A 20,115-nucleotide genomic window follows, 5' to 3' on the forward strand; every position below is an offset into this window, starting at 1 on the left:
TGGAGCCGAAGCGGGTTCTGGACCGGTCGATCCGGGCTGTACGGGGCGAGACGGGGTGGGCGTCGTCCCATTGCGCTCGGGACGAGGACGCGACCCCGCTTAAAGATAATGATCTTTCATGATAAAATACCTTATACGCCCTTAGTTCCAGGGCGCGGCGTCCGGATCCACGATGCGTTCCTCGCGGTCGATGTCGTCGATGCGCTCGACATCGTCGTCGTCGAGGTCGACGCCGAGGCTCAGCCAGTTCTCCCGGATGTGGTCCTCGCCGGCCGCCTTCGGGATCGCGGTCACGCCCTTCTCGCGGAGCCACGCGAGGCTGACCTGCGCGGGGGTCGCCTCGTGTTTCTCGGCGATCTCTTGAAGCACCTCGACGTCGTCGACCGCCCCGCGCGCGATCGGCGAGTACGCGACCAGTTCCACGTCGGCGTCGTCCTGCGCGCAGAACTGCTGAAGCTCGGTCTGGGCGAGCAAGGGGTGCATCTCGACCTGGTTCGCGAAGATGGGCTCCTCGGAGACCTCGATCGCCTCCTCGAGCAGTTCGACGGTGAAGTTGCTCACGCCGATCTCCTCGATCAGGCCCTCCTCGCGGAGCTCCGCGAAGGCGTCGAGCGTGTCGGTGGCCTCGTAGTCCCCGGTCGGCCAGTGGACGTACAGCAGGTCGACGTAGTCGAGCCCGAGCCGATCGAGGCTCTCCTCGGCGTTGGTGAGCACCTGATCGTAGTCGAGGTTCTCGGGGCTGATCTTGGTCGCCACGAACAGCTCCTCGCGATCGACGTCGGCCTCGGCGATGGCGTCGCCCACCGCCTCCTCGTTGTGGTAGCCCTCCGCGGTGTCGACGTGTCGATACCCCGTTTCGAGGGCGGTCCGGACGCTCTCGACGCACTCGTCGTAGTCGTCCATGTCGTACGTGCCGAGCCCGAACATCGGCATCCCGTGAGTCGACGGCGCCTCGACGGCCTCGACTTCCTCGGGGATCTCGTCGGCCGCCGCACCGGCCTCGATCGTCTCCTCGCCTTCCTCGCTCTCCTCATCCTCCTCGCCTTCCTCGCTCTCCTCATCCTCCTCGCCTTCCTCGCTCTCCTCATCCTCCTCGCCTTCCTCGCTCTCCTCGTCGCCGGCCCCGACGGCGTTTTTCGCCTCTCGAGTCACGTCCTCGACGTCGGGCCCAGAGGGCGCAAGCTCCCCGGAGCCGCCGTCTCGGCGCCGCCCGACGAGAAAGCCCGCGAGAAACGCCACCCCGAACGGGAGCAGTCGGCCGAGTAGGCCGCGTCCGTCGTCAGATTCGTCGTCCTCTCGGTCCCCGGTCTGGGTCTCTTCTCCGAACATACCCTCCGTTCGAGGAGGGCGTACTTCCCGATTGTGGCGGATCGGGGCCGAATCCGCCGGTTCCGGCCTTGACCCCCCTACTCGGCGACGAACTCGACGCCGAGGATCTCGAACCGCGCGCCGCCGTCGTCGCCCTCCGTGGCGTTGACCCGCCACCCGTGGGCGCTCGCGACCTGTTCGACGATGCTCATCCCGAAGCCAGTCCCCTCGTCTGCGGTCGAGTAGCCGGTCTCGAAGATCTGACTGGACTCCTCGCCGGGAAGGCCTCGACCGTCGTCCTCGACGTAGAAGCCCGCGTCGCCGGGGAGTTCGCCGACGGTGATCGTCACTCCCTGACCCCCGTGTTCCACGGCGTTCCTGAAGAGGTTCTCGAGCAGTTGCCCGAGGTGACTCTCGTCGGCGCGGATCGACCGTTCGGCCTCGACGACGACCGTCGCGTCCCGGGTCGCGACGTTTCCCCAGCACTCCTCGACCGCGGCGTCGAGCGCGACCGCATCCATCTCGACGGCGGACTCGCCGGCCTGCGCGATCGCCAGCAGGTCCCCGATCAGCTCCTCGATGCGCTCGTGGGCGCCCTCGACCTCGTCGAGGTGGTCGCTGTCGCACTCCTCGCGGGCCATCGCCAGCCGCCCCTGAGCGACGTTGAGCGGGTTTCGGAGGTCGTGGCTGAGGATGCTGGCGAACTCGTCGAGCCGGTCGTTCTTCCGGCGCAGTTCGCGCTCGCGGTCGAGTCGCCCGAGCGCCTTTTCGGTCTGGCTGACCAGTAGCTCGGCGAGTTCGAGGTCGGTCGCCCCGAAGCCGTCGGGGCGTTCCGAGACGAGCGCCAGCGCGCCCCGACCGTCGACTGGAACCGCGAGCGCCGAGCCGACGGCCGACTCGGAGTCGTCCGCGACGGCGCGGACCGACTCGCCGGTCCCGTGGGCCTCCCGGGCCGCCTCGACCCCCGCGTGAGCGGCGTCGACGCCGTCCGAACCGACGGTTCCCGACCCGGCGACCTGCGAGAGGCCGTTGTCCTCGGCGAGGTAGACCGCCGCCGCGTCGAATTCGAGGAGGCTCTCGGCCGCTCGGACGGTCCGGTCGCAGACCGCCTCGGGCGTCTCGCAGGTCAGGAGGTCGGTCGCGAACGCGCGATTCTCCTTGAGCCGGCGCTCGCGCTCCTTGCGAGCCGAGACGTCCCGGCCGGTCCCGACCACCCGGGCGGGCTCGCCGTCGGCGTCGGTCAGTAACGACCCGGTGAACTCGTAGGGGACGCGGTCGCCGTCGCCGGTCCGGATCTCGGCCTCGACGGTCGTCTCGCCGGTCGCCACCGCCTCCTCGAACGCCTCGCGGATCCGGTCGCGCTCGTCGGGTGGGAAGAACTCGGCGACGTTCATGGTCGCGATCGTCTCGTCGTCGTACTCGGAGATACACCGGAAGGTGTCGTTCCACCGCTCCATTCCGCCGTCGGTCCCGACGACGTAGTAAAGGTCGTCGATCGTGTCGAGCGCCTGATCGATGAAGGCCCGCTCTTCGCGGAGTTCGCGGGCGCGCTCGATGCTGTCGAGCGCCGTCGTCGCGTGGACCGCGACGATCCGAGCGAGCGACACGTCGGTCTCGTCGAACGCGCCGACTTCGCACGTCCCGATTATCAGGACGCCGCGGTCGCCGAGCGGCAGGATGATCTCGCTTCTGACCCGGGTCGAGTCGGCGGCGCGGCCGGGCGCGGTCGAAACGTCGTCGTAGACCCGGGGCTCGCCCGACTCGAAGACCTCTCCGGCGATGCTGTCGTCGGGGTCGAGCGCCGGCATCGACTCGCCGCCGGTGAGTTCGTTCGCGGTCTCCGACCACGCGACCGGCATCAGCCGGCCCGTCTCCTCGTCGTAGATGTGGACCGCGTTCGCCCGCATATCGAGGATGTCCCGGACGGCCTCGACCGCGACCTCGCCCACGTCGGCCTCCGTCTCGGCCGTCATGAAGATCTGGGCGGTCGAGTGGAGCTTCTCGATCGCCCGCTTGCGCTGGGCGTTCTCGGTGACGTCCCGAACGGTACAGACGAGCTTCCCGTTCGCGGTCGCCGCGAGCGCGTGGTCCTCGACGAACGTGGTCCCGTCGGCCCGGAGCCCTGTCGTGGTGCCGTGCCAGTAGCCGTCCGCTTCGACCGCCGGGAGGATATCGTCTCTGGCGGCGTCAACGTCGTCCTCGACGTACAGCAGGTCCCAGTGCTCGCCGATCAGCTCGTCGGGCTCGTAGCCGTACAGGTCGGCGTACGCCTGATTGACGTAGGTGAACCGCCCGTCGTCGTCGAGGATGCTGATTCCCTCCCGGGCGGTCTCGATGGCGTCGAGGTGACGCCGGCGCTCGCGCTCGGCCCGGGTGCGGTCGACGGCGTTCCGGATCCGGTTGGCGAGGATCGCGTACTGGTCGGTCCCGGTCTCCTTCTGGAGGTAGTCGGTCACCCCCGCGGAGATGGCCTCGGAGGCGATCTCCTCGCTCCCCTTGCCCGTGAACAGCACGAACGGGACGTCCGGGTCACGTTCGCGGACGGCTTCGAGGAACTCGATGCCGTTCCGGCCCGGCATGTCGTAGTCCGAGACGATGCAGTCGACGTCGGTGTCACCGAGCCGATCGAGGCCGGCGGCGGCGTCGGGTTCGGTGACGACGGAGAGACACTCGTCTTCGCGCTCCAGAAACCGCGCGACGAGCGCGGCGAAATCGGCGTCGTCGTCGACGTGTAACACCCGGACGGGGTCTTCGGAGTCACGCATGGTCGGTACTCGATTTTGAATATGCGTTAGACAGAAACGTGATAAGTCCCCGGGTCTCGTCGCGCGGCCCGTCGCTCACTCGGGTCGCAGACGGATCGGGTAGTCGGTCAGGTTCTCGTAGCCGTCCTCGGTCACGACCGCGAGGTCCTCGATCCGGACGCCGCCGACGGCCGGGTCGTACAGTCCCGGCTCGATGGTGACGACGTGACCCGGCCGGAGTTCGCCGCCCTCGGGCCCGATCCGCGGCTCCTCGTGGACGTCGAGCCCGATGCCGTGGCCGGTGCTGTGGATGAATCCGGTCTCGGCCGACGGGTCGCTCCGGAGAGTGTCGTAGCCCTTCGCCTCGAAGACGTCACAGACCGCGTCGTGGACCGCCGCGCCGGTCGCGCCGGGTTCGAGCGCGTCGAGGGCGGCCTCGAACGCCTCGCGGGTGTCCTCGAAGCGCCGCCACACCGCCTCGCTGGGCTCGCCGACGACGAACGTCCGGGTCATGTCGCCGTGGTACTTGGTCGCCTTGTCCCGCGGGAAGATGTCGATCACGATCGGCTCGCCGGCTTCGAGCGGTCCGCTCCCCCGGTCGTGGGGGTCCGCGCCGTCCGCCCCGCCCGCGACGATGGTCTCGTCGAGCGCACAGCCGTGGCGCAGGAGCGTGACCTCGATCTCCTCTTTGACGCGCTCGCTCGTGAGCGCCTCGCCGTCGCGGTACAGCAGGCCGTCCTCGACGGTCGCCGAGGCCAGCAGTTCCTCGGCGGCCGCCATCGCGGCCTCGTTGGCTCGCTGGGCGTCGTGGACGTTCTCGACCTCCGCGTCGGTCTTGGTCGCGCGGATCTCGGTCACCACGTCGGTGTCGAGCACCGTCACCTCGATCCCCACTTCGCGGAGGTCGTCGGCGGTGCCGAGCGGGAACCGCTCGGGCGCCGCGACCGACTCGACCCCGCGATCGGCGAGGAAAGCCGCGACCGCGCGGTGTTTCGCCCCGGCTCGACCGTGCTCGTCCACGAGCGCCGGGTAGTCGTAGTCCGCGAGCCGAGCCACCTCGTCGGCCCGGCTCTCGGTCCTCGCGCGGCCGTACTCAAGCCCCGAGACGAGCAGTGCGGTCTCTTCGGGCGTGTACAGCGTGACGAACGGGTCGGGAGCGTCGAACCCCGAGAGGTACAGCTGGTCGGCCTCGTCCGAGTCGGCGTCGAGCAGGTAGCCGCCGGCGCCCGCGTCCGCGAGCGCGTCCGAGAGCGACGAGAAGTCGGGTGCCATACCAATCGCGTGTCGGGCGAGCGTCAAAACGCTACGGGTTTCGGCGCCGGCGCCGACACGGGCTCGGGGATCGGTGGTTGCCGATCCCTCGAATCGAAAGCTACTCCTCGGCGCCTTACGACGCCCCGATCATGTCAGACAGAGATCGGGACGGGCGGGCGCTCGAACTCGCGCTGGCGGTCGTGGGCCTCGTCGCAGTGCTCTATAGCCTCCTCATCGCGGCGCGACCGCTCGCCGGGGTGACCGTCGTCGCGTGGCTGTTCGGGGCGTACCTCGCGTGGCGATCGTTCGGACTCGCGGTGCGGTTCGTCGTCGCCGTCGAGCGGATCGCCGACGCGATGGAAGCGCGGGCCGACGAGTAGCGACCGGCGGCGGCCACCAACAACTAACCCGACCGCCGGCGTACGCGGGGCCATGACCCTCACCGTCGGAGTTCTCGGCTACCGGTTCATGGGGAAGGCCCACGCGAACGCGCTGGCGCGGCTCCCGATGTTCTTCCCGGACGCCCCGGACGTCGTGCGGGGCGTCCTGATCGGCCGCGACGAGTCGGCCCTGCGGGCGGCCGCCGATCGGCTCGGCTTCGAGCGCACCGCGACCGACTGGCGCGAGGTGGTCGGGGAGGTCGATGCCTTCTACAACCTCGGGCCGAACCACGTCCACGCCGAGCCCTCTATCGCGGCGCTGGAGGCCGCCACTCCGGTGCTCTGCGAGAAACCCCTCGCGAACGACCTCGACGGCGCCGAGCGGATGGCGGCGGCCGCGGCCGACGCGGAGGTGCCGACCGCCGCCGCGTTCAACTACCGGTTCGTCCCGGCGCTCCGGTACGCGAAGAACCTGATCGAAGACGGCGAACTCGGCGAGATCAGACACTTCCGGGGACGATACCTCCAGGACTGGCTCGCCGACCCCGAGGCGCCGTGGTCGTGGCGCAACGACGAGGAGCTCGCGGGGAGCGGCGCGCTCGGTGATCTGGGCGCCCACACCGTCGATCTCGCGCGGTTTCTGGTCGGCGACGTCGAGCGCGTCTCGGGCCACCTCCGGACGTTCGTCGACGAGCGTCCGGTCGAGGACGAGGACGCCGGACCCGACGAGACCCGATCGGTCACGGTCGACGACGCCTACTCCGCGCAGGCCGAACTCGACGGCGGCGCGATGGCGACGTTCGAGGCCTCGCGGGTCGCCGAGGGCCACAAGAACGACCACACCGTCGAGGTCCACGGCTCGGAGGGGAGCCTGCGGTTCTCGCTCGAACGGCTGAACGAACTCGAAGTCCTGCGCGACGGGGCTCGGGGGTACGAAACCATTCTGATAACGGACGCCGAGGACCCCTACCTCGACCACTGGTGGCCGCCGGGCCACGTCCTGGGGTGGGAACACACCTTCGTCCACGAGAACTACGCGTTCCTCTCGGCGGTCGCGAGCGCGGCGTCGGGGACCTCGCGGAGCGACGAGGCCGCCGACGCGTACCGCCCGAACTTCGCCGACGGCCTCGCGGTCCAGCGGACGCTGGCCGCGATCGAGGAGAGCCACGAGCGCGGCGAGTGGGTCGACGTCGACGCCGGTCGGTGAGTCAGAACTCCCGGACGCCCTCGTCGGTCACGACCGAATCGAGCAGGTCGGTCGGAGTCGCGTCGTAGGCGGGGTTCTCGACGTCGAAGCCCTCCGCGGGCTCTAAGAGGACCTCGCTTGGCGACCGGAAGTCGTTCTCGAACCGGAACCCCTCGCCGACCAGCTTCGCCGACGACCCGACGACCGTCACCGGCACGTCGACCTCGGCGGCGGTCGCGACCAGCGGGAACGTCCCGATCCGGTTGTAGAGGGTGTCGTCGACGATGCAGTCCATCCCGAGAAACACCCGATCGCACTCGGGCAGGTAGTGGCCACAGGCCCCGTCGACGACGAGATGGGTGTCGACCCGGTCGTACTCCCCGAGGACGCGAGCAGTCTTGCGACCCAGATACCGGGGTCGGGCCTCGGTGACGTAGACGTCGAGGTACGCGCCGTCGGCGACCGCGCGCTCGATCGACTCCAGCACGGTCGAAGAGTAGTCGTGGGTCAGGATCGTCATCCCGTCCTCGACGTACTCGACGGCGTTGCCGGCGGCCCGGCGCTTCGCGGTCTCGACCTGCTCGACCACGTCCTCGATCGCGTCCCGGAGCCGGCGCTTCGCGGCGTCGACCGACTCGGCGCCGTCGCCGACCATCGAGACGATGGCGCGCTGGGTCGTCACCAGCGAGGCGTGAGAGGGGTTCGCACGCCGGAGCGCCGAGGAGTTGCGTTCGAGCGCGCGCTCGAACTCCTCGGCCGACGCGAACTCCCGATCACAGAGCTCTTCGAGCGCGCGGGCGGCCTTCACGGCGACGACGGAGGAGCTGTGGGTCTGCATCTCGCGGATCTCCTCGACCGTCTCGTCTATCATATCTCGTACGTCTCCCCTCGGGAGGATAGGCTTTCCGGGACTGCTCGTCACGGCCCGGACCGACCGCGATGGCCGCCACGTTAAGTAGTCGCCGCCCCTACGTCCGCTCGATGCCAGATGTCCGGTACTACTGTCCGCGATGCGGGGCCCTCTGTGCCCTCGAACGCGACGCGTACCTCGCCGACAAGTGCGTGACGCCCGAACCGTTAGAGGGCTGGGAGTACGCCGGCGCGTACGAGGACTTCGAGGACGCGGACGGCGTCGAGATCGTCTGTGGCGGTCCCGAGACGAACGGCGAGGGGTGTGGCGGGGTGTACTACCTGAGCTTCGTCAAGTTCGAGGACGGCGAGGAACTCGACCCCCGCCGGGCCGCGGCGTTCCGGCCGCCGTCGCCGTCGATCGACGGCTCGGACTCCGAGAGCGGCCAGCGCTTCGACTTCGATCCCTGACCGAGACGGCGGGTCGCCGCCCGGAGCGAGCTAAATCAATTGACACGCCGAGAAACGGTTATTGTGGTTCGCGGTGAATCGCGTGCTATGACCGAAGAGGGAGGCACGTCGCCGCCGGACGCCGAGGACCCCATCGTTCACCGCGAGCTGTTCGAGGGCGAACGACCGGCGTCCGAGGAGGCCGCCGAGATCGAAGTCGCAGAGATCATCGCCGACCTCGAAGGGCGCGAACCGACCGACATCTCGGCGCTGTACGACACCATCGACCACCTCGTCGAACACCTCTTTTCGAACCCGCCGCCCATCGAGGCGCAGGCCGAACTGACGTTCACCTACGAGGGCTACCGGATCTGTCTCTTTCAGGACGGTCACGCCACGTTCATGAAAGTCTCCGAGTAGCCGGTCACCCCTTGATGTTACACACCGGGAAGGTCCGTGCGACCTTGTCGCCGATGCCAAGCGCGTCCGACACCCGGACGACTTCGTCGACGTCCTTGTAGACACCGGGCGCCTCCTCGGCGACCGTCGCGCCGCTCTGGGCCTTGACGTAGATGTGTTCCTGTTCGAGGTCGTCCTGTACGTCGCCGCCCCAGTAGTCCTGTTTGGCCTGCGTCCGGCTCATAGTTCGGCCCGCGCCGTGGGCGGTCGAGCCGAACGTGCGGTCCATCGACTCCTCGCCGCCCCGGAGGACGTAACTGCCCGCACCCATGCTTCCGGGGATGATGATAGGCTGGCCCACGTCGCGGTAGGCCTTCGGCACCTCGGGGTGGCCCGCGGGGAACGCCCGAGTCGCGCCCTTCCGGTGGACGTAGAGTTCCCGCTCCTCGGTGTCGGTGGCGTCGCCGCCCGACGCCGGACGGCCGTCCGACCCGATCTCGACGGTGTGGGTCTCCTTCTTGGCGATGTTGTGGGCCACGTCGTACAGCAGATCCATCCCCAGCGTCTCCCAGTCGGCGTCAAAGACCTTCTCGAACACCTGCCGGGTCCGGTGGGTGATGAGCTGGCGGTTCACCCACGCGAAGTTGATCGCCGCGCACATCGCGCCGTAGTAGTCCTCGGCGAGCTGGCTCCCGGCGGGCGCGGCCGCCAGTTCCTTGTCGGGGAGCCGCGACAGCAGGCCGGCGTGGGCCTTCTCGATGTCCCGGAGGTACTCGGTACAGACCTGATGGCCGAGCCCCCGGCTCCCGCAGTGGATCAGGACCACGATCTGACCCTCTTCGAGGCCGTAGGCGTCGGCCACCCCGTCGAGATAGGTGTCGGTCACGCGCTGGACTTCGAGGAAGTGGTTGCCCGACCCGAGACTGCCGAGCTGGTTCTTCCCGCGGTCTTTGGCCTTCTGGGGTACCTTCGCGGGATCGCTGTCGTACCGGACGCCCTCGTCCTCGCAGTGGGCGAGGTCCTCGCGGACGGCGTAGCCCTCTTCGAGCGCCCAGTCCAGCCCGCGGTCGAGGACCGCCTCGACGGTGTCGATGTCGCCCTCGACGATGCCGCCGCCGCCGAGCCCGGACGGGACGTTCGCGAACAGGGCGTCGACGAGTTCTTCCTCGCGGCCCCGCAGGTCGTCGTAGGTGAGGTCGGTCCGCACCATCCGGACGCCGCAGTTGATGTCGTAGCCGATCGCGCCCGGCGAGATACACCCCTCCTCGGCGTCGATGCCCGCCACGCCGCCGACCGGGAAGCCGTACCCCTGATGGCCGTCGGGCATGCAGATGGCGTGGTTTCGCACGCCCGGCAGGTGGGTGGCGTTTCGGAGCTGTTCGAGCGTCTTGTCCTCGGAGATCTCATCGAGCAGGGACTCGCTGGCGAGCACGCGGGCCGGAACGCCCATCTCGCCCGTCGCGGGGATCTCCCAGACGAACTCCCGAACCTTGTGGAGCGTCACGTCGCCGGCGTCGTAGGTGGTCATACTCCTCAGTTAGTCGTCGGGCCGGAATACGTTTCGCCATCGGTCTCGCGCGCCGACGAGTCGGGCCCACCCGGTCGCGAGCGACCGGACGATATCGGTCGGGGTCAGAGGCCCCCGTCGGCGCGGACCGGCCGGCTCACACGTCGAAGACGACGTACGCGCGCCAGCCCCCGTCGGTCTCGGCCAGTTCCATCTCCGAGTACGTGACGGCCTTGACCTCGCGGGCCGAGACCGCCGAGAGCGGGACGCCGCGAGCGCTCGCGTCGGCGACCCACTCCCCGTCGGCCGCCCGGACCGTTACCTCGTTGTCGACGGGCAGGACGGCCCGGACGTCGCGCTGGTAGATGAGTTCGTCGAGGTAGTCGAACAGGAGCGCCTCGCGGGACTCGGCGCGGACCGACAGCTCGAACCGGTCGCCGGTCGCGGGCGGCGCCTCACACATCGCGGCCGCGAGGCCGTCGCCGGCGGCGGCGAAGACCGCCCCGAGCGACTCGCCGGTCGCCTCGACCGCCACGTCCGCGGTGTGATCGCGGAGTCGGTAGCTCATACCCCGAGCGACGGACCGGGCGGGCAAAGTCGTTCGCCATTCGTCTCGGCCGCGTCCGGGTCGGTCGCGGGCGGTGGAATTATATTGACCACGAACATACCCGGAGCTAGTGAGCGTCAACGTCGATATCGAAATCGCCCGTCCCGGCGACGAGAGCTACGTCGAGGAGGCGTGGCAGCTCAAAGAGCGCATCCGGGACGGCGAAGACGTGCTCAAACAGCGCCGGGGGTTCTTCGTGGACGCCTACCGGCGCTCGACGGTCCATCTGGTGGTCTCTCGGGAGGGCGACGACGAGCGCCTGATGGGGTTCGCGGCGGTCCGGCGGGACGGTTACATCCTCTTTCTGGCGGTCGCACCCGAGTCCAGAGGCGAAGGCGTCGGCAAGCGACTGGTCGGTCGGGTCGCCGAGAACCACGACACGGTCACCTGCCACGCCCGCGCGTCGAACCAGAACGCGCTCGGGTTCTACGAGCATCTGGGGTTCGAGGTCGAGCGCCGCATCGACAACTACTACGAGGACGGCGGCGACGCCTACTACCTGAAACTCGGCCGGAGCGGCGGGCTGACCGAGAAGCTCTCGGAGTTCGTGCGGGGCTGACCGCCGGGCCTCGGCCCCGAAAGAACAAGCCTTTAATCGTCGGCTTGCCTCACTCGTAGCCGATGGAAGAGCGCACCCGAGCGTACCTCCGAGGCCGGTTTCGCGACCACTACCGCCGCGCCGAGGTGTCGGTGCCGCCCGCCCCGCAGGCCCGCGAGTGGGGGTACATCCCGTGGACCACCGGGCCGACCACGATGGTCCGCCACCAGTCGCTGCTGGAGCTCGGGGAGCTCTCGGACTTCCTCCGGCGTGAGCGCCCGCGCCACGTCTACTTCTCGGCCGGGCGCTACGACGACCCGGGCGCCGACGAGATGGACGACAAGGGGTGGCGCGGGTCGGACCTCGTGTTCGACATCGACGCCGACCACCTCCCGGGGGTCGACCCCCAGCGGGACGGCTACGGCGAGATGCTCGCGGCCGGAAAGGACGAGCTACTGGCTCTGCTGGACCTGCTGGAAGCCGACCTCGGCTTCGAAGACGTCACGGTCGTCTTCTCGGGCGGTCGGGGATACCACGCCCACGTCCGCGACGAGGGCGTCCGCGACCTCGACCGCGATCGGCGCCGGGAGATCGTCGACTACGTCCGGGGCGAGGGCGTCGACCTCGACGCGATCCAGCGCACGGAGATGGGCGGCACCGCGACCCGGAGGGTCCTCAAGACCGACGGCGGGTGGGGCCGGCGGGTCCACCGGCGACTGCTCGGCCTCGCCGACGACCTGCTCGCGATGGACGAGGAGGCGGCGCTCGACCGGCTCCGGGAGTTCGACCGGATCGGCGAGGGCCGGGCGAAGACCATCCTCGGGGCGGTCTCTGAGGACTACGAGAAGCTGGCGAGCGGCAACATCGAGCGGGGCGGCCCCGGCATCCGTCAGCTCGCGAAGGTGATGACCGGCGAGGTCGTCGCCGACGAGTCGGCCGCGATCGACGAGCCGGTGACGACCGACGTCCGGCGGCTGATCCGACTGCCGGGGAGCCTCCACGGCGGGACCGGGTTCGAAGTGACGCCCATCCCCCGCGAGGAGGTCGAGGCGTTCGACCCGCTGGTCGATCCCATCCCGGAGACGTTCGTGGGCCACGACGTGACCGTCGAGGTCACCGACCCCGGTACGGTCGAACTCGACGGCGAAAGCTTTAGGCTCCCGGCGGGAGAGGTATCGGTCCCCGAATACGTGGCCGTGTTCCTGATGGCGCGCGGCCGGGCCGAGAAGGGTCGAGAATGAATCTGGACGAACTCCGCACGGTACAGAACAAAGAGCGTTCGAAAGACAGCCTCCAGCACCTGCGCGAGTCGTTCTACGCCGAGGTCGGCGAGTACATCGCCGACCTCAAGGCCGAACGCGAGCGGGCCGCCGAGCGCGCCGAGAGCCAGTTCGACGACCCGGAGGTCAACCGCCTCACCGACGAGATCCACACCGCCGAGGACGTCGTCGAAGCGGTCTACGAGCGCCGGGTCGGGAAGGTAGTCAAGCGCGCGAGCCTCGCCGCCGCGGGGATGCCCGCCGACGAGGAGGGGCTGACCGCCGAGGAGCAAGAGCTGTTCACGTCGCTGGTCGAGGAGATCGAGGCCAACAAGGCCGAGGTGCTCGACATCCTCGCGGGCGAGAGCGACGCCGCACGGGCCTCGGCGGACGCCGACGCCTCGCCGGTCACCGACTCGACCCCTCACAGCGACCCCGCCGAGCCCGACGACGCCGACACCGAAACGGACGTGAGCGCCGCGGACCTGATGGGCGGGGGCTCGCCGGTCGACGACGAGCCGCCGAGCGCGGCGCCGACCGACGACTCCGACGGTGACGACCCGCGACCGGCCCCCGACGAGGCGGCCGCGGTCGCGGGCGCGCCCGACGGCCCGGAGGTGGACGCGCTCGACGACCGACAGGAGGCCGACAGCGACCCCGACGACTCCACGGACCCCACCGAGGGGCTCGACGACCGCACCACCGTCCGCATCACCCGCGACGTGGGCGAGATCTTCGGCGTCGACGAGCGCACCTACGAGCTCGCCAGCGAGGACGTGGTGACCCTGCCCGAGGAAAACGCGGGGCCGCTGGTCGAGCGCGGCGCGGCAGAGCGACTCACCGACGTTTTTTAGCGGGGTCCTCGCTCGCCACGCTCGCTCGAACCCCGCCAAAAACGTCGATGGAAACGCCTCGCGTCGCTCGGCGTCTATCGTGCAACTCAGACGATCTAGCACCCATACGTCCTATCCGATCGTTCTCAGAGTAGCAGTTGGGAAGTACAGAGCGTGGACTCACTGTTGTGCGTGACATCATCATCCGCGAGTCTCGAACCGGAACGAAGCCCTCGGACGACTCTCGATTTCAATCCGGTTGCAAACCGTCAGGCAGGGTTTTTCTTCAACTCTGTGCCGGACAAATTCTCCGTATTCGGCACGACCACCGCAAAGACATCTCGAATATGATAGAAGCGGCGTGGTACGTTCGCGTTTCGAATTTACCAAACAAGGCAAGACAGCCCCGCCTTTGAATTTAGAGGCTTTGTTGGATTCCTATCTTCAGAGACAGCTCTACCTGAAATAGCCGGCCGATGAGAACTGCCCCTTGGCCGCCGATGATCCGACCACTTCAGAATACTAAGTACATACTACTGTCTTTGTTGAAATTCCCATCATTTGATAGTTTTACACCCCAATTGCTCAGTACAGAGGGTCGTCTATCGTGGGTCAAACATATAGTAGACGATTACCGTCGTAACTCCCATCATCACTGCGTGGATGGCGGTCACTCCCTGAAACAGCAGACTCCCAGCGAATACCCCGAAGAAGCTCGCAATACCAACTGCGATGGCAAATTTTAGTCGGGGGAGATCTTCGACCCACGCTTCAAACTGGTAGTATGATTGTAGCGCCATCGCCGTGATGTTGCTTGAACAGTAGCGTATAAAATCGTATGCTGATACAGGTCGGATCAACAAGCCGTTTCAGGCGAAGGTATATCTGAAGAATAGGATTTCAACAGAGCCATACTACTAGCTACTGGTAGCGCTCGGCGATGCTTCCTGCCGTCGTACACCGTAATCCGCCGCGAGCGAACGGAGTGAGCGCGGACCAAGGAGCCCTCGAAGTCACGCGCCGGAGGCGCGTGACTGAGGGGGTGACAACGTGTTTTTCATGAAAGTTTTCCAAGGGAGGGCGCGTTTATGCGCCCGACCGCTGGAAACGTTTCATTGGAACGTCCGACCCAGCTGGTCCTGTTCGGTTTCGGGTTCGGCGGTGTCGAACTGCTCTTCGATTTCCTCGTAGCGCTCTTTGGTCTCCTCGGTCACGCTCGGGGTGACCTCGGTGAGCGCCTGCTCGAAGTGTTCCTTGCTGACCCGGACGTTCCCGACGCTGTCGCCGATGTCCTCGGGATCGACGCTGTGGATGAACTCCCGGGACGCGGCCATCGAGGCCTCGCGGGCGACCGCCTCGATGTCGGCGCCGACGTAGCCCTCGGTCTCGGCCGCGAGCCGATCGAGGTCGACGTCGTCGGCCACCGGCTTCTCGCGGGTGTGGACCTCGAAGATCGCCTTCCGGGCGTCCTCGTCGGGCACCGGGACGTGGACGTGCCGATCGAGCCGACCCGGGCGCAACAGCGCCGAGTCGATCAGGTCCGGCCGGTTCGAGGTCGCGATCACGACCACGTCTTCGAGCTCTTCGAGGCCGTCGAGCTCCGTCAGGAGCTGGGAGACCACGCGTTCGCCGACCTGCGAGCCCCCGCCCTGTCCGGAGCCGCGCTCGGTGGCGATCGAGTCGATCTCGTCGAAGAACACCACGGTCGGGGCGTTCTCCCGGGCCTTGCTGAACACCTCGCGGACGCCCTTCTCGGACTCGCCGACCCACTTGCTGAGGAGTTCGGGGCCCTTGATCGAGATGAAGTTGCTGTCGGCCTCGTTGGCGACGGCCTTCGCCATCAGGGTCTTGCCCGTGCCCGGCGGGCCGTACATCAGCACGCCCTTGGCGGCCTGCATGTCGAGTTCTTCGAACACTTCGGGGTACTCGAGGGGCCACTGGATGGTCTCGCGGAGGCGCTCTTTGGTGTCTTCTAGACCGCCGACCTGATCCCACGAGACGTCGGGGACCTCGACGAACACCTCGCGGAGCGCGGAGGGCTCGATGCCCTTCAGCGCCTCCTTGAAGTCGCGCTCGGTGACCTGGAGCGAGTCGAGCACGTCGGCGGAGATCTCGTCGGATTCGAGGTCGATCTCCGGCCGGATCCGCCGGAGCGCGTTCATCGCCGACTCCTTGGCGAGGTTCTCGAGGTCGGCGCCGACGAAGCCGTGGGTGTTGTCGGCGTACTCCTCGAGGTCGATGCCCTCCGCGAGGGGCATCCCGCGGGTGTGGACCTGCATGATCTCGAGCCGGCCGTCCCGGTCCGGGACGCCGATCTCGATCTCGCGGTCGAACCGACCCGGGCGCCGCAGGGCGGGGTCGACCGCGTCGATCCGGTTGGTCGCCGCGATCACGGTGACGTCGCCGCGGGATTCGAGCCCGTCCATCAGCGACAGGAGCTGGGCGACCACGCGGCGCTCGACGTCGCCGCCGGCGTCCTCGCGCTTGGGCGCGATGGAGTCGAGCTCGTCGATGAACACGATCGCCGGGGCGTTCTCCTCGGCGTCCTCGAACACCTCGCGGAGCTTCTCCTCGGACTCCCCGTAGTACTTGCTCATGATCTCGGGGCCCGAGATGGTCTGGAAGTGGGCGTCGATCTCGTTGGCGACCGCCTTCGCCATCAGGGTCTTGCCCGTGCCCGGCGGGCCGTGGAGCACCACGCCCTTCGGGGGCTCGATGCCGAGCCGCTGGAACAGCTCGGGATGGCGCATCGGGAGCTCGATCATCTCCCGGACCTGTTCGAGCTCGCCCTCGAGGCCGCCGATGTCCTCGTAGGTCACGCTCGGGGTGCCCTCCCCGCCGGCGCCCCCGGCCGCCCCGACCTCCTCGGCGGGACGTTCGCTGACGTTGATCTCCGTCGAGTCGGTCACGACGACCGTCCCCTCTGGGTCGGTGTTCGCGACCTTCAGGGGAATCGACTGGCCCGATCCCATCCCCATCAGCCCGAAGCCGAACGGGACGTTCTGGCCCTGCGTGATGGCCTGTCCGCTCAGCTTGTCGCGGATGTGGGGCGCGATGTTCCCGCGGATCTGGAGGTTCTGCGGGAGCGCGATGGTGACCGAGTTGGCCGGCTTCACGTCGGCGGGTTCGATCGTGACCTTGTCGTCGATACCGACGCCAGCCTCTTGGCGGAGCTGGCCGTCGATCCGGACGACGCCGCGACCCTCGTCTTCGGGGTAGCCGGGCCAGACCCGGGCGACCGCCCGGCCCTGCCCGCGGCCCTCGATGACCACGTAGTCGCCGTTCTCGACGCCGAGCTCCTGCATCGAGCGCCGATCGACGGCCGCGAGCCCGCGGCCGGCGTCTTTCTGCTTCAGCGGCTTTACAGTGAGCTTCATTGTTCCACCTCGATACTGAGGACGCCGTTGGTGATAAACACTTCCGCCCCGCTGTCGGGGAGGTCGAATTCGAACTGCCCGGACGCCTCGTCGTCGTCCACGACGACGATGGCCACGTCGTCGAGCACGTCGACTGCGGCGTCTCCGTCGACGCCGAGGTCGACCGCCAGCACCGCCTCGTCGCCGTACTGGTAGTGGCGGGCGAACACGTCCTCCCGTTCCGAGATACGTTTCAGTGACATCTTGATTCCTAACTCAAGGTTAGTGCCACTAATATATAAATGTTTCTCCGACGAATCGCAGTAAGGCGCCGGTCCGCCCGAACAATCCTCGAATTGCGGTTCCGGCGCGACTCCGACCGGAGGTTTTTGTCCTCCGCACGCGAACGCAAACGCATGCAACACGTCACCCACCACGGGCGGACGACCGGCTACCGGGTCGCGGACCGCGGCGGCGACGGCTCGCCGCTCCTCTTGGTCCACGGCTCGGGCGGGACCCACGAGGTCTGGAAGGGCCAACTCGCCCGGCTCTCGGGCGAGCGCCCGATCGCCGCCCTCGACCTCGGGGGCCACGGCGAGTCCGAGGACTTCGACGCCGACGCCGGGTGGGAGACGCTCTCGGCCTACGTCGACGACGTGGCCGCGGTCGCCGACGCGGTCGGCCCGGCGGCGCTGGTCGGCAACTCGCTTGGCGGTGCGGTGGCGCTCCAGTACGCGATCGGGCGCGACCACGACCTCGCCGCGTTAGCGCTCGCGGGCACCGGCGCGAAGCTCCCGGTCCTCTCGGACCTGCTCGAGTGGCTCGACTCGGACTTCGAGCGCGCGGTCGAGTTCCTCCACGGCGAGGACCGACTGTTCCACGACGCCGACTCGGAGTACGTCGATCTCTCGACGGCGGCGATGCACGGGGTCGGCCGTCGAGTCACCGCCCGGGACTTCCTGACCTGCCACGAGTTCGACGTCCGGGACCGACTCGGCGACATCGCGGTGCCGGCGCTCGCGGTCGTCGGCGAGCACGACAAGCTGACCCCGCCGGAGTACCACGAGCGACTCGCGGCCGAGATCCCCGACGGCCGGTACCGCGAGATCGACGACGCCGCTCACCTCGCCATGCTGGAACGACCCGCGGCGTTCAACGACGCGCTCCGCGAGTTTCTGGCCGACGAGGACGTCTGACCGCGGTCGGCCCCGCGTCGTCGCGTTCCCGTCACCGACAACGGTAAAAACGGACGGCGTGTAACGCGAACGATGACCGACACAGCCGAGTTGGGCGACGGCGGCGGCGAGGGCTCGGTCCGCGTGGTCGGGACCGCCCACGTCTCCGCCGACAGCGTCGCGGAGGTCCGGGAGGTCGTCGAGACCGACCGCCCCGACGTGGTCGCGGTCGAACTCGACGAGGGCCGCTACCGCCAGATGCAGGGGGAAGTCGCCGACGACATCGAACCCTCCGACCTGCTCGGCGGCAACACCGTCTTCCAGTTCATCGCCTACTGGATGCTGTCGTACGTCCAGACTCGGATGGGCGACCAGTTCGACATCGAGCCCGGCGCGGACATGGAGGCGGCGATCGAGGCCGCCGAGCGCGTCGGAAGCGAAGTGGCGCTGGTCGACCGTGACATCCAGACCACCATCCAGCGGTTCTGGGCCCGGCTGTCGTTCACCGAGAAGCTCCGGATGGTGTGGGAGCTGTGTCTCGCGATGATCGGGTTCGGCGGGGGCGAGGAGGCCGAGGAGTTCGACGTCGAGGAGCTCACCGACGGCGACGTGGTGACCGCGATGATGGAGGAGTTCCGCCAGTTCTCGCCGGGCGGCGCCGAGGCGCTCATCGACGAACGCGACGCCTTCATCGCCCACCGTCTCGTGGCGCTCCGGGAGGCGGGCCACGAGGTGGTCGCGGTGGTCGGGGCGGGCCACCAGCAAGGCATCGAGAACTACCTCCTGAACCCCGAGACGCTCCCGCCGATGGACGACCTCGTCGGGACCGCCTCCGGCCGGCGGTTCTCGCTGTTCAAGGCGTTTGGCTACCTCGTGGCGATCGGATTCGTCTCGTTTTTCGTCCTGCTTTTCATGGCCGGCGTCCGACAGGGGTTCCTCCTCGAAGTGTTCGCGGCGTGGTTCCTGTTCAACGGCGTGATCTCGTTCAGTCTGGCGAAGGTCGCCGGCGCCCACTGGTCGAGCGCGGGCGTCGGCGGCGCGGTGGCGTGGCTGACCAGCATCAACCCCCTGCTCGCGCCGGGGTGGTTCGCCGGCTACGTCGAACTCAGACACCTCTCGGTCAACGTCGGGGACATCGCGACGCTCAACGAGCTCATGAGCGACGAGCAGACGCCGATCCGCGACCTGCTGGGCCAGATGCTCGACGTCCCGCTGTTCCGGCTGATCGCCATCGTGGCGATGACCAACGTCGGGAGCATGATCGCGACCGTCCTGTTCCCGCTGGTGGTGTTGCCGATGCTGAGCACGCAGGTCGGCGGGATGGCCGAAGTGACCCAGCTGATGGTCGAGGGCGCGCGAAACAGCGCCGACCTGATCGTCCGGACGTTCACATGAACATCCGATTCAGCGGCCGGGAAGTGCGCGACCTGCTCGTGGCGTGGGCCGCGTTAGGGCTGGCGTTCACGTTCTTCTTCGAGGGACCCGGCATCGTCCGAGCGCCCTCGGCGATGGCGGGCGCGCTCGTGTTGAGCCTCGTTACGGCGGGAGTTGGCTTTCTGCTCCACGAACTCGCCCACAAGGTCACCGCGATCCGATTCGGGCAGGTCGCGGAGTTCCGGGCCGACTACGGCATGCTGTTTCTCGCGGTCGCCGGCGGGCTCGCGGGCTTTCTGTTCGCCGCGCCCGGCGCGGTCTACCACCGCGGTCGGGCGACCCGCCGGGAGAACGGCCTCATCGCGCTCGCCGGGCCGCTGACCAACGTGGCGCTCGGCCTGCTGTTCGTCCCGGTGCTGTTCGCCGGACCCCTCGTCGGGGCGTTCGCCGTCGAACTCGGCCGGCTCGGGGTCGCGGTCAACTTCCTGCTGGCGGGGTTCAACATGATCCCGTTCGGCCCCCTCGACGGCAACACGGTCAAAGAGTGGAGCCTGTCTGGGTTCCTCGCGGCCGGCGTCCCCTGCTTCGGGCTCGCGCTCGCGGCGCTGTTCCTGTTCTGAGCCGGGTTACCCGGCCTGCAACACGATCTCCTCGGCGGTGCTCTCTTCGATCGCGGCCTCCTGAAACGTGTAGTCGGCGGCGTCCTCGTCGCCCCAGTCGAGGTACCGCTTCACGCGGTCGTAGTCGCCCGCGTCGGGATCGACGTGCGCGACTCCCTGATCGACCTTCCGTACGACCCCGAGCAGTTCGCCGTCCGGTCCGACCACGCGCTTGCCCTCGTCGTCCTGGGTCAGCGTCGGTTCCATGGCGGTACCGCGACGGCGAGCGCCAAGAGT

General features: G+C 68.3%; 20 protein-coding genes. 10 read left to right on the forward strand and 10 right to left on the reverse strand.

Annotated features, from left to right (window positions below):
• Positions 1 to 141 precede the first annotated feature (141 nt).
• The 3 genes from EPL04_RS04960 to EPL04_RS04975 all read right to left on the reverse strand — a co-directional run bounded on the left by EPL04_RS04960 (position 142) and on the right by EPL04_RS04975 (position 5,324).
• Complete coding sequence (locus tag EPL04_RS04960) at positions 142 to 933, reverse strand: aldo/keto reductase (protein ID WP_134670309.1); 792 nt, start codon at positions 931 to 933, stop codon at positions 142 to 144.
• Positions 934 to 1,406: 473 nt separating this feature from the next.
• Positions 1,407 to 4,073 carry a hybrid sensor histidine kinase/response regulator gene (locus EPL04_RS04970; RefSeq protein WP_134669992.1) on the reverse strand — a complete coding sequence of 889 codons (2,667 nt, stop codon included), beginning with the start codon at positions 4,071 to 4,073 and terminating at the stop codon, positions 1,407 to 1,409.
• 75 nt (positions 4,074 to 4,148) lie between these two features.
• Complete coding sequence (locus EPL04_RS04975) at positions 4,149 to 5,324, reverse strand: M24 family metallopeptidase (RefSeq protein WP_134669994.1); 1,176 nt, start codon at positions 5,322 to 5,324, stop codon at positions 4,149 to 4,151.
• A 131-nt stretch (positions 5,325 to 5,455) separates the two neighbouring features.
• Here EPL04_RS04975 and EPL04_RS04980 point away from each other — a divergent pair, with 131 nt between their 5' ends.
• Complete coding sequence (locus tag EPL04_RS04980) at positions 5,456 to 5,686, forward strand: glycerol ABC transporter substrate-binding protein (protein ID WP_134669996.1); 231 nt, start codon at positions 5,456 to 5,458, stop codon at positions 5,684 to 5,686.
• A gap of 52 nt (positions 5,687 to 5,738) precedes the next feature.
• Positions 5,739 to 6,893 carry a Gfo/Idh/MocA family protein gene (locus tag EPL04_RS04985; RefSeq protein ID WP_134669999.1) on the forward strand — a complete coding sequence of 385 codons (1,155 nt, stop codon included), beginning with the start codon at positions 5,739 to 5,741 and terminating at the stop codon, positions 6,891 to 6,893.
• A 1-nt stretch (position 6,894) separates the two neighbouring features.
• Here EPL04_RS04985 and EPL04_RS04990 read toward each other — a convergent pair whose 3' ends face one another.
• Positions 6,895 to 7,743: a translation initiation factor eIF-2B gene (locus EPL04_RS04990; RefSeq protein WP_134670000.1), complete on the reverse strand. Its 849-nt coding sequence runs from the start codon at positions 7,741 to 7,743 to the stop codon at positions 6,895 to 6,897.
• Positions 7,744 to 7,853: 110 nt separating this feature from the next.
• Here EPL04_RS04990 and EPL04_RS04995 point away from each other — a divergent pair, with 110 nt between their 5' ends.
• Together EPL04_RS04995 and EPL04_RS05000 are read left to right on the forward strand one after the other, a co-directional pair.
• Positions 7,854 to 8,192 carry a hypothetical protein gene (locus EPL04_RS04995; RefSeq protein ID WP_244605556.1) on the forward strand — a complete coding sequence of 113 codons (339 nt, stop codon included), beginning with the start codon at positions 7,854 to 7,856 and terminating at the stop codon, positions 8,190 to 8,192.
• Positions 8,193 to 8,279: 87 nt separating this feature from the next.
• Positions 8,280 to 8,591 (forward strand): HalOD1 output domain-containing protein, encoded by a 312-nt coding sequence (locus EPL04_RS05000; protein ID WP_134670002.1) that lies wholly within the window; start codon positions 8,280 to 8,282, stop codon positions 8,589 to 8,591.
• A gap of 4 nt (positions 8,592 to 8,595) precedes the next feature.
• Here the strand turns inward: EPL04_RS05000 and EPL04_RS05005 are convergent, their stop codons facing one another.
• Together EPL04_RS05005 and EPL04_RS05010 are read right to left on the reverse strand one after the other, a co-directional pair.
• A complete protein-coding gene (locus EPL04_RS05005) occupies positions 8,596 to 10,098 on the reverse strand; it encodes an RtcB family protein (RefSeq protein WP_134670004.1) in 1,503 nt (500 codons plus the stop codon).
• 136 nt (positions 10,099 to 10,234) lie between these two features.
• A complete protein-coding gene (locus EPL04_RS05010) occupies positions 10,235 to 10,645 on the reverse strand; it encodes an archease (RefSeq protein ID WP_134670005.1) in 411 nt (136 codons plus the stop codon).
• Positions 10,646 to 10,754: 109 nt separating this feature from the next.
• Between EPL04_RS05010 and EPL04_RS05015 the strand changes: the two genes are divergently transcribed.
• The 3 genes from EPL04_RS05015 (at position 10,755) to EPL04_RS05025 (ending at position 13,335) form a co-directional block, all read left to right on the forward strand.
• Positions 10,755 to 11,243, forward strand: coding sequence for a GNAT family N-acetyltransferase (locus tag EPL04_RS05015; protein WP_134670007.1), 489 nt, complete (start codon positions 10,755 to 10,757; stop codon positions 11,241 to 11,243).
• A 62-nt stretch (positions 11,244 to 11,305) separates the two neighbouring features.
• Complete coding sequence (gene priS, locus EPL04_RS05020) at positions 11,306 to 12,463, forward strand: DNA primase small subunit PriS (RefSeq protein WP_134670009.1); 1,158 nt, start codon at positions 11,306 to 11,308, stop codon at positions 12,461 to 12,463.
• Entirely contained in the window at positions 12,460 to 13,335 is an 876-nt protein-coding gene (locus EPL04_RS05025; protein ID WP_134670011.1) for a DNA replication complex subunit Gins51, read from the forward strand. The genes priS and EPL04_RS05025 overlap by 4 nt, the downstream gene beginning before the upstream one ends.
• A gap of 581 nt (positions 13,336 to 13,916) precedes the next feature.
• Here the strand turns inward: EPL04_RS05025 and EPL04_RS05030 are convergent.
• The 3 genes from EPL04_RS05030 to EPL04_RS05040 all read right to left on the reverse strand — a co-directional run bounded on the left by EPL04_RS05030 (position 13,917) and on the right by EPL04_RS05040 (position 16,933).
• Complete coding sequence (locus tag EPL04_RS05030; RefSeq protein ID WP_134670013.1) at positions 13,917 to 14,114, reverse strand: hypothetical protein; 198 nt, start codon at positions 14,112 to 14,114, stop codon at positions 13,917 to 13,919.
• Between the two features lie 312 nt (positions 14,115 to 14,426).
• Positions 14,427 to 16,691 (reverse strand): CDC48 family AAA ATPase, encoded by a 2,265-nt coding sequence (locus tag EPL04_RS05035; RefSeq protein WP_134670015.1) that lies wholly within the window; start codon positions 16,689 to 16,691, stop codon positions 14,427 to 14,429.
• Entirely contained in the window at positions 16,688 to 16,933 is a 246-nt protein-coding gene (locus EPL04_RS05040; protein WP_134670017.1) for a DUF7127 family protein, read from the reverse strand. Before EPL04_RS05040 ends, EPL04_RS05035 begins: the two co-directional genes overlap by 4 nt.
• A gap of 153 nt (positions 16,934 to 17,086) precedes the next feature.
• Between EPL04_RS05040 and EPL04_RS05045 the strand changes: the two genes are divergently transcribed.
• The 3 genes from EPL04_RS05045 (at position 17,087) to EPL04_RS05055 (ending at position 19,839) form a co-directional block, all read left to right on the forward strand.
• Positions 17,087 to 17,866 (forward strand): alpha/beta fold hydrolase, encoded by a 780-nt coding sequence (locus EPL04_RS05045; RefSeq protein WP_134670019.1) that lies wholly within the window; start codon positions 17,087 to 17,089, stop codon positions 17,864 to 17,866.
• A gap of 72 nt (positions 17,867 to 17,938) precedes the next feature.
• A complete protein-coding gene (locus EPL04_RS05050; protein WP_134670021.1) occupies positions 17,939 to 19,240 on the forward strand; it encodes a TraB/GumN family protein in 1,302 nt (433 codons plus the stop codon).
• Positions 19,237 to 19,839: a metalloprotease gene (locus EPL04_RS05055; RefSeq protein ID WP_134670023.1), complete on the forward strand. Its 603-nt coding sequence runs from the start codon at positions 19,237 to 19,239 to the stop codon at positions 19,837 to 19,839. Before EPL04_RS05050 ends, EPL04_RS05055 begins: the two co-directional genes overlap by 4 nt.
• Positions 19,840 to 19,845: 6 nt before the next feature.
• Here EPL04_RS05055 and EPL04_RS05060 read toward each other — a convergent pair whose 3' ends face one another.
• On the reverse strand, positions 19,846 to 20,085 hold the full coding sequence (locus EPL04_RS05060) for a PRC-barrel domain containing protein (RefSeq protein ID WP_134670025.1): 240 nt from the start codon (positions 20,083 to 20,085) through the stop codon (positions 19,846 to 19,848).
• Positions 20,086 to 20,115 lie beyond the last annotated feature (30 nt).

Source organism: Halorussus marinus, from assembly GCF_004521895.1.
In the GTDB taxonomy this organism is placed as follows: domain Archaea; phylum Halobacteriota; class Halobacteria; order Halobacteriales; family Haladaptataceae; genus Halorussus; species Halorussus marinus.

Excerpts from the sequence above, each read along its gene's own strand:
- EPL04_RS05045 (WP_134670019.1), top strand. The coding sequence starts at position 17,087 with ATGCAACACGTCACCCACCACGGGCGGACGACCGGCTACCGGGTCGCG.
- EPL04_RS05010 (WP_134670005.1), bottom strand. The coding sequence starts at position 10,645 with ATGAGCTACCGACTCCGCGATCACACCGCGGACGTGGCGGTCGAGGCG.
- EPL04_RS05035 (WP_134670015.1), bottom strand. The coding sequence starts at position 16,691 with ATGAAGCTCACTGTAAAGCCGCTGAAGCAGAAAGACGCCGGCCGCGGG.
- EPL04_RS05040 (WP_134670017.1), bottom strand. The coding sequence starts at position 16,933 with ATGTCACTGAAACGTATCTCGGAACGGGAGGACGTGTTCGCCCGCCAC.
- priS (WP_134670009.1), top strand. The coding sequence starts at position 11,306 with ATGGAAGAGCGCACCCGAGCGTACCTCCGAGGCCGGTTTCGCGACCAC.
- EPL04_RS05005 (WP_134670004.1), bottom strand. The coding sequence starts at position 10,098 with ATGACCACCTACGACGCCGGCGACGTGACGCTCCACAAGGTTCGGGAG.
- EPL04_RS05050 (WP_134670021.1), top strand. The coding sequence starts at position 17,939 with ATGACCGACACAGCCGAGTTGGGCGACGGCGGCGGCGAGGGCTCGGTC.
- EPL04_RS05000 (WP_134670002.1), top strand. The coding sequence starts at position 8,280 with ATGACCGAAGAGGGAGGCACGTCGCCGCCGGACGCCGAGGACCCCATC.
- EPL04_RS04995 (WP_244605556.1), top strand. The coding sequence starts at position 7,854 with ATGCCAGATGTCCGGTACTACTGTCCGCGATGCGGGGCCCTCTGTGCC.
- EPL04_RS05055 (WP_134670023.1), top strand. The coding sequence starts at position 19,237 with ATGAACATCCGATTCAGCGGCCGGGAAGTGCGCGACCTGCTCGTGGCG.
- EPL04_RS04970 (WP_134669992.1), bottom strand. The coding sequence starts at position 4,073 with ATGCGTGACTCCGAAGACCCCGTCCGGGTGTTACACGTCGACGACGAC.
- EPL04_RS04980 (WP_134669996.1), top strand. The coding sequence starts at position 5,456 with ATGTCAGACAGAGATCGGGACGGGCGGGCGCTCGAACTCGCGCTGGCG.
- EPL04_RS04985 (WP_134669999.1), top strand. The coding sequence starts at position 5,739 with ATGACCCTCACCGTCGGAGTTCTCGGCTACCGGTTCATGGGGAAGGCC.
- EPL04_RS04990 (WP_134670000.1), bottom strand. The coding sequence starts at position 7,743 with ATGATAGACGAGACGGTCGAGGAGATCCGCGAGATGCAGACCCACAGC.
- EPL04_RS05025 (WP_134670011.1), top strand. The coding sequence starts at position 12,460 with ATGAATCTGGACGAACTCCGCACGGTACAGAACAAAGAGCGTTCGAAA.
- EPL04_RS04975 (WP_134669994.1), bottom strand. The coding sequence starts at position 5,324 with ATGGCACCCGACTTCTCGTCGCTCTCGGACGCGCTCGCGGACGCGGGC.
- EPL04_RS05060 (WP_134670025.1), bottom strand. The coding sequence starts at position 20,085 with ATGGAACCGACGCTGACCCAGGACGACGAGGGCAAGCGCGTGGTCGGA.
- EPL04_RS05030 (WP_134670013.1), bottom strand. The coding sequence starts at position 14,114 with ATGGCGCTACAATCATACTACCAGTTTGAAGCGTGGGTCGAAGATCTC.
- EPL04_RS04960 (WP_134670309.1), bottom strand. The coding sequence starts at position 933 with ATGCCGATGTTCGGGCTCGGCACGTACGACATGGACGACTACGACGAG.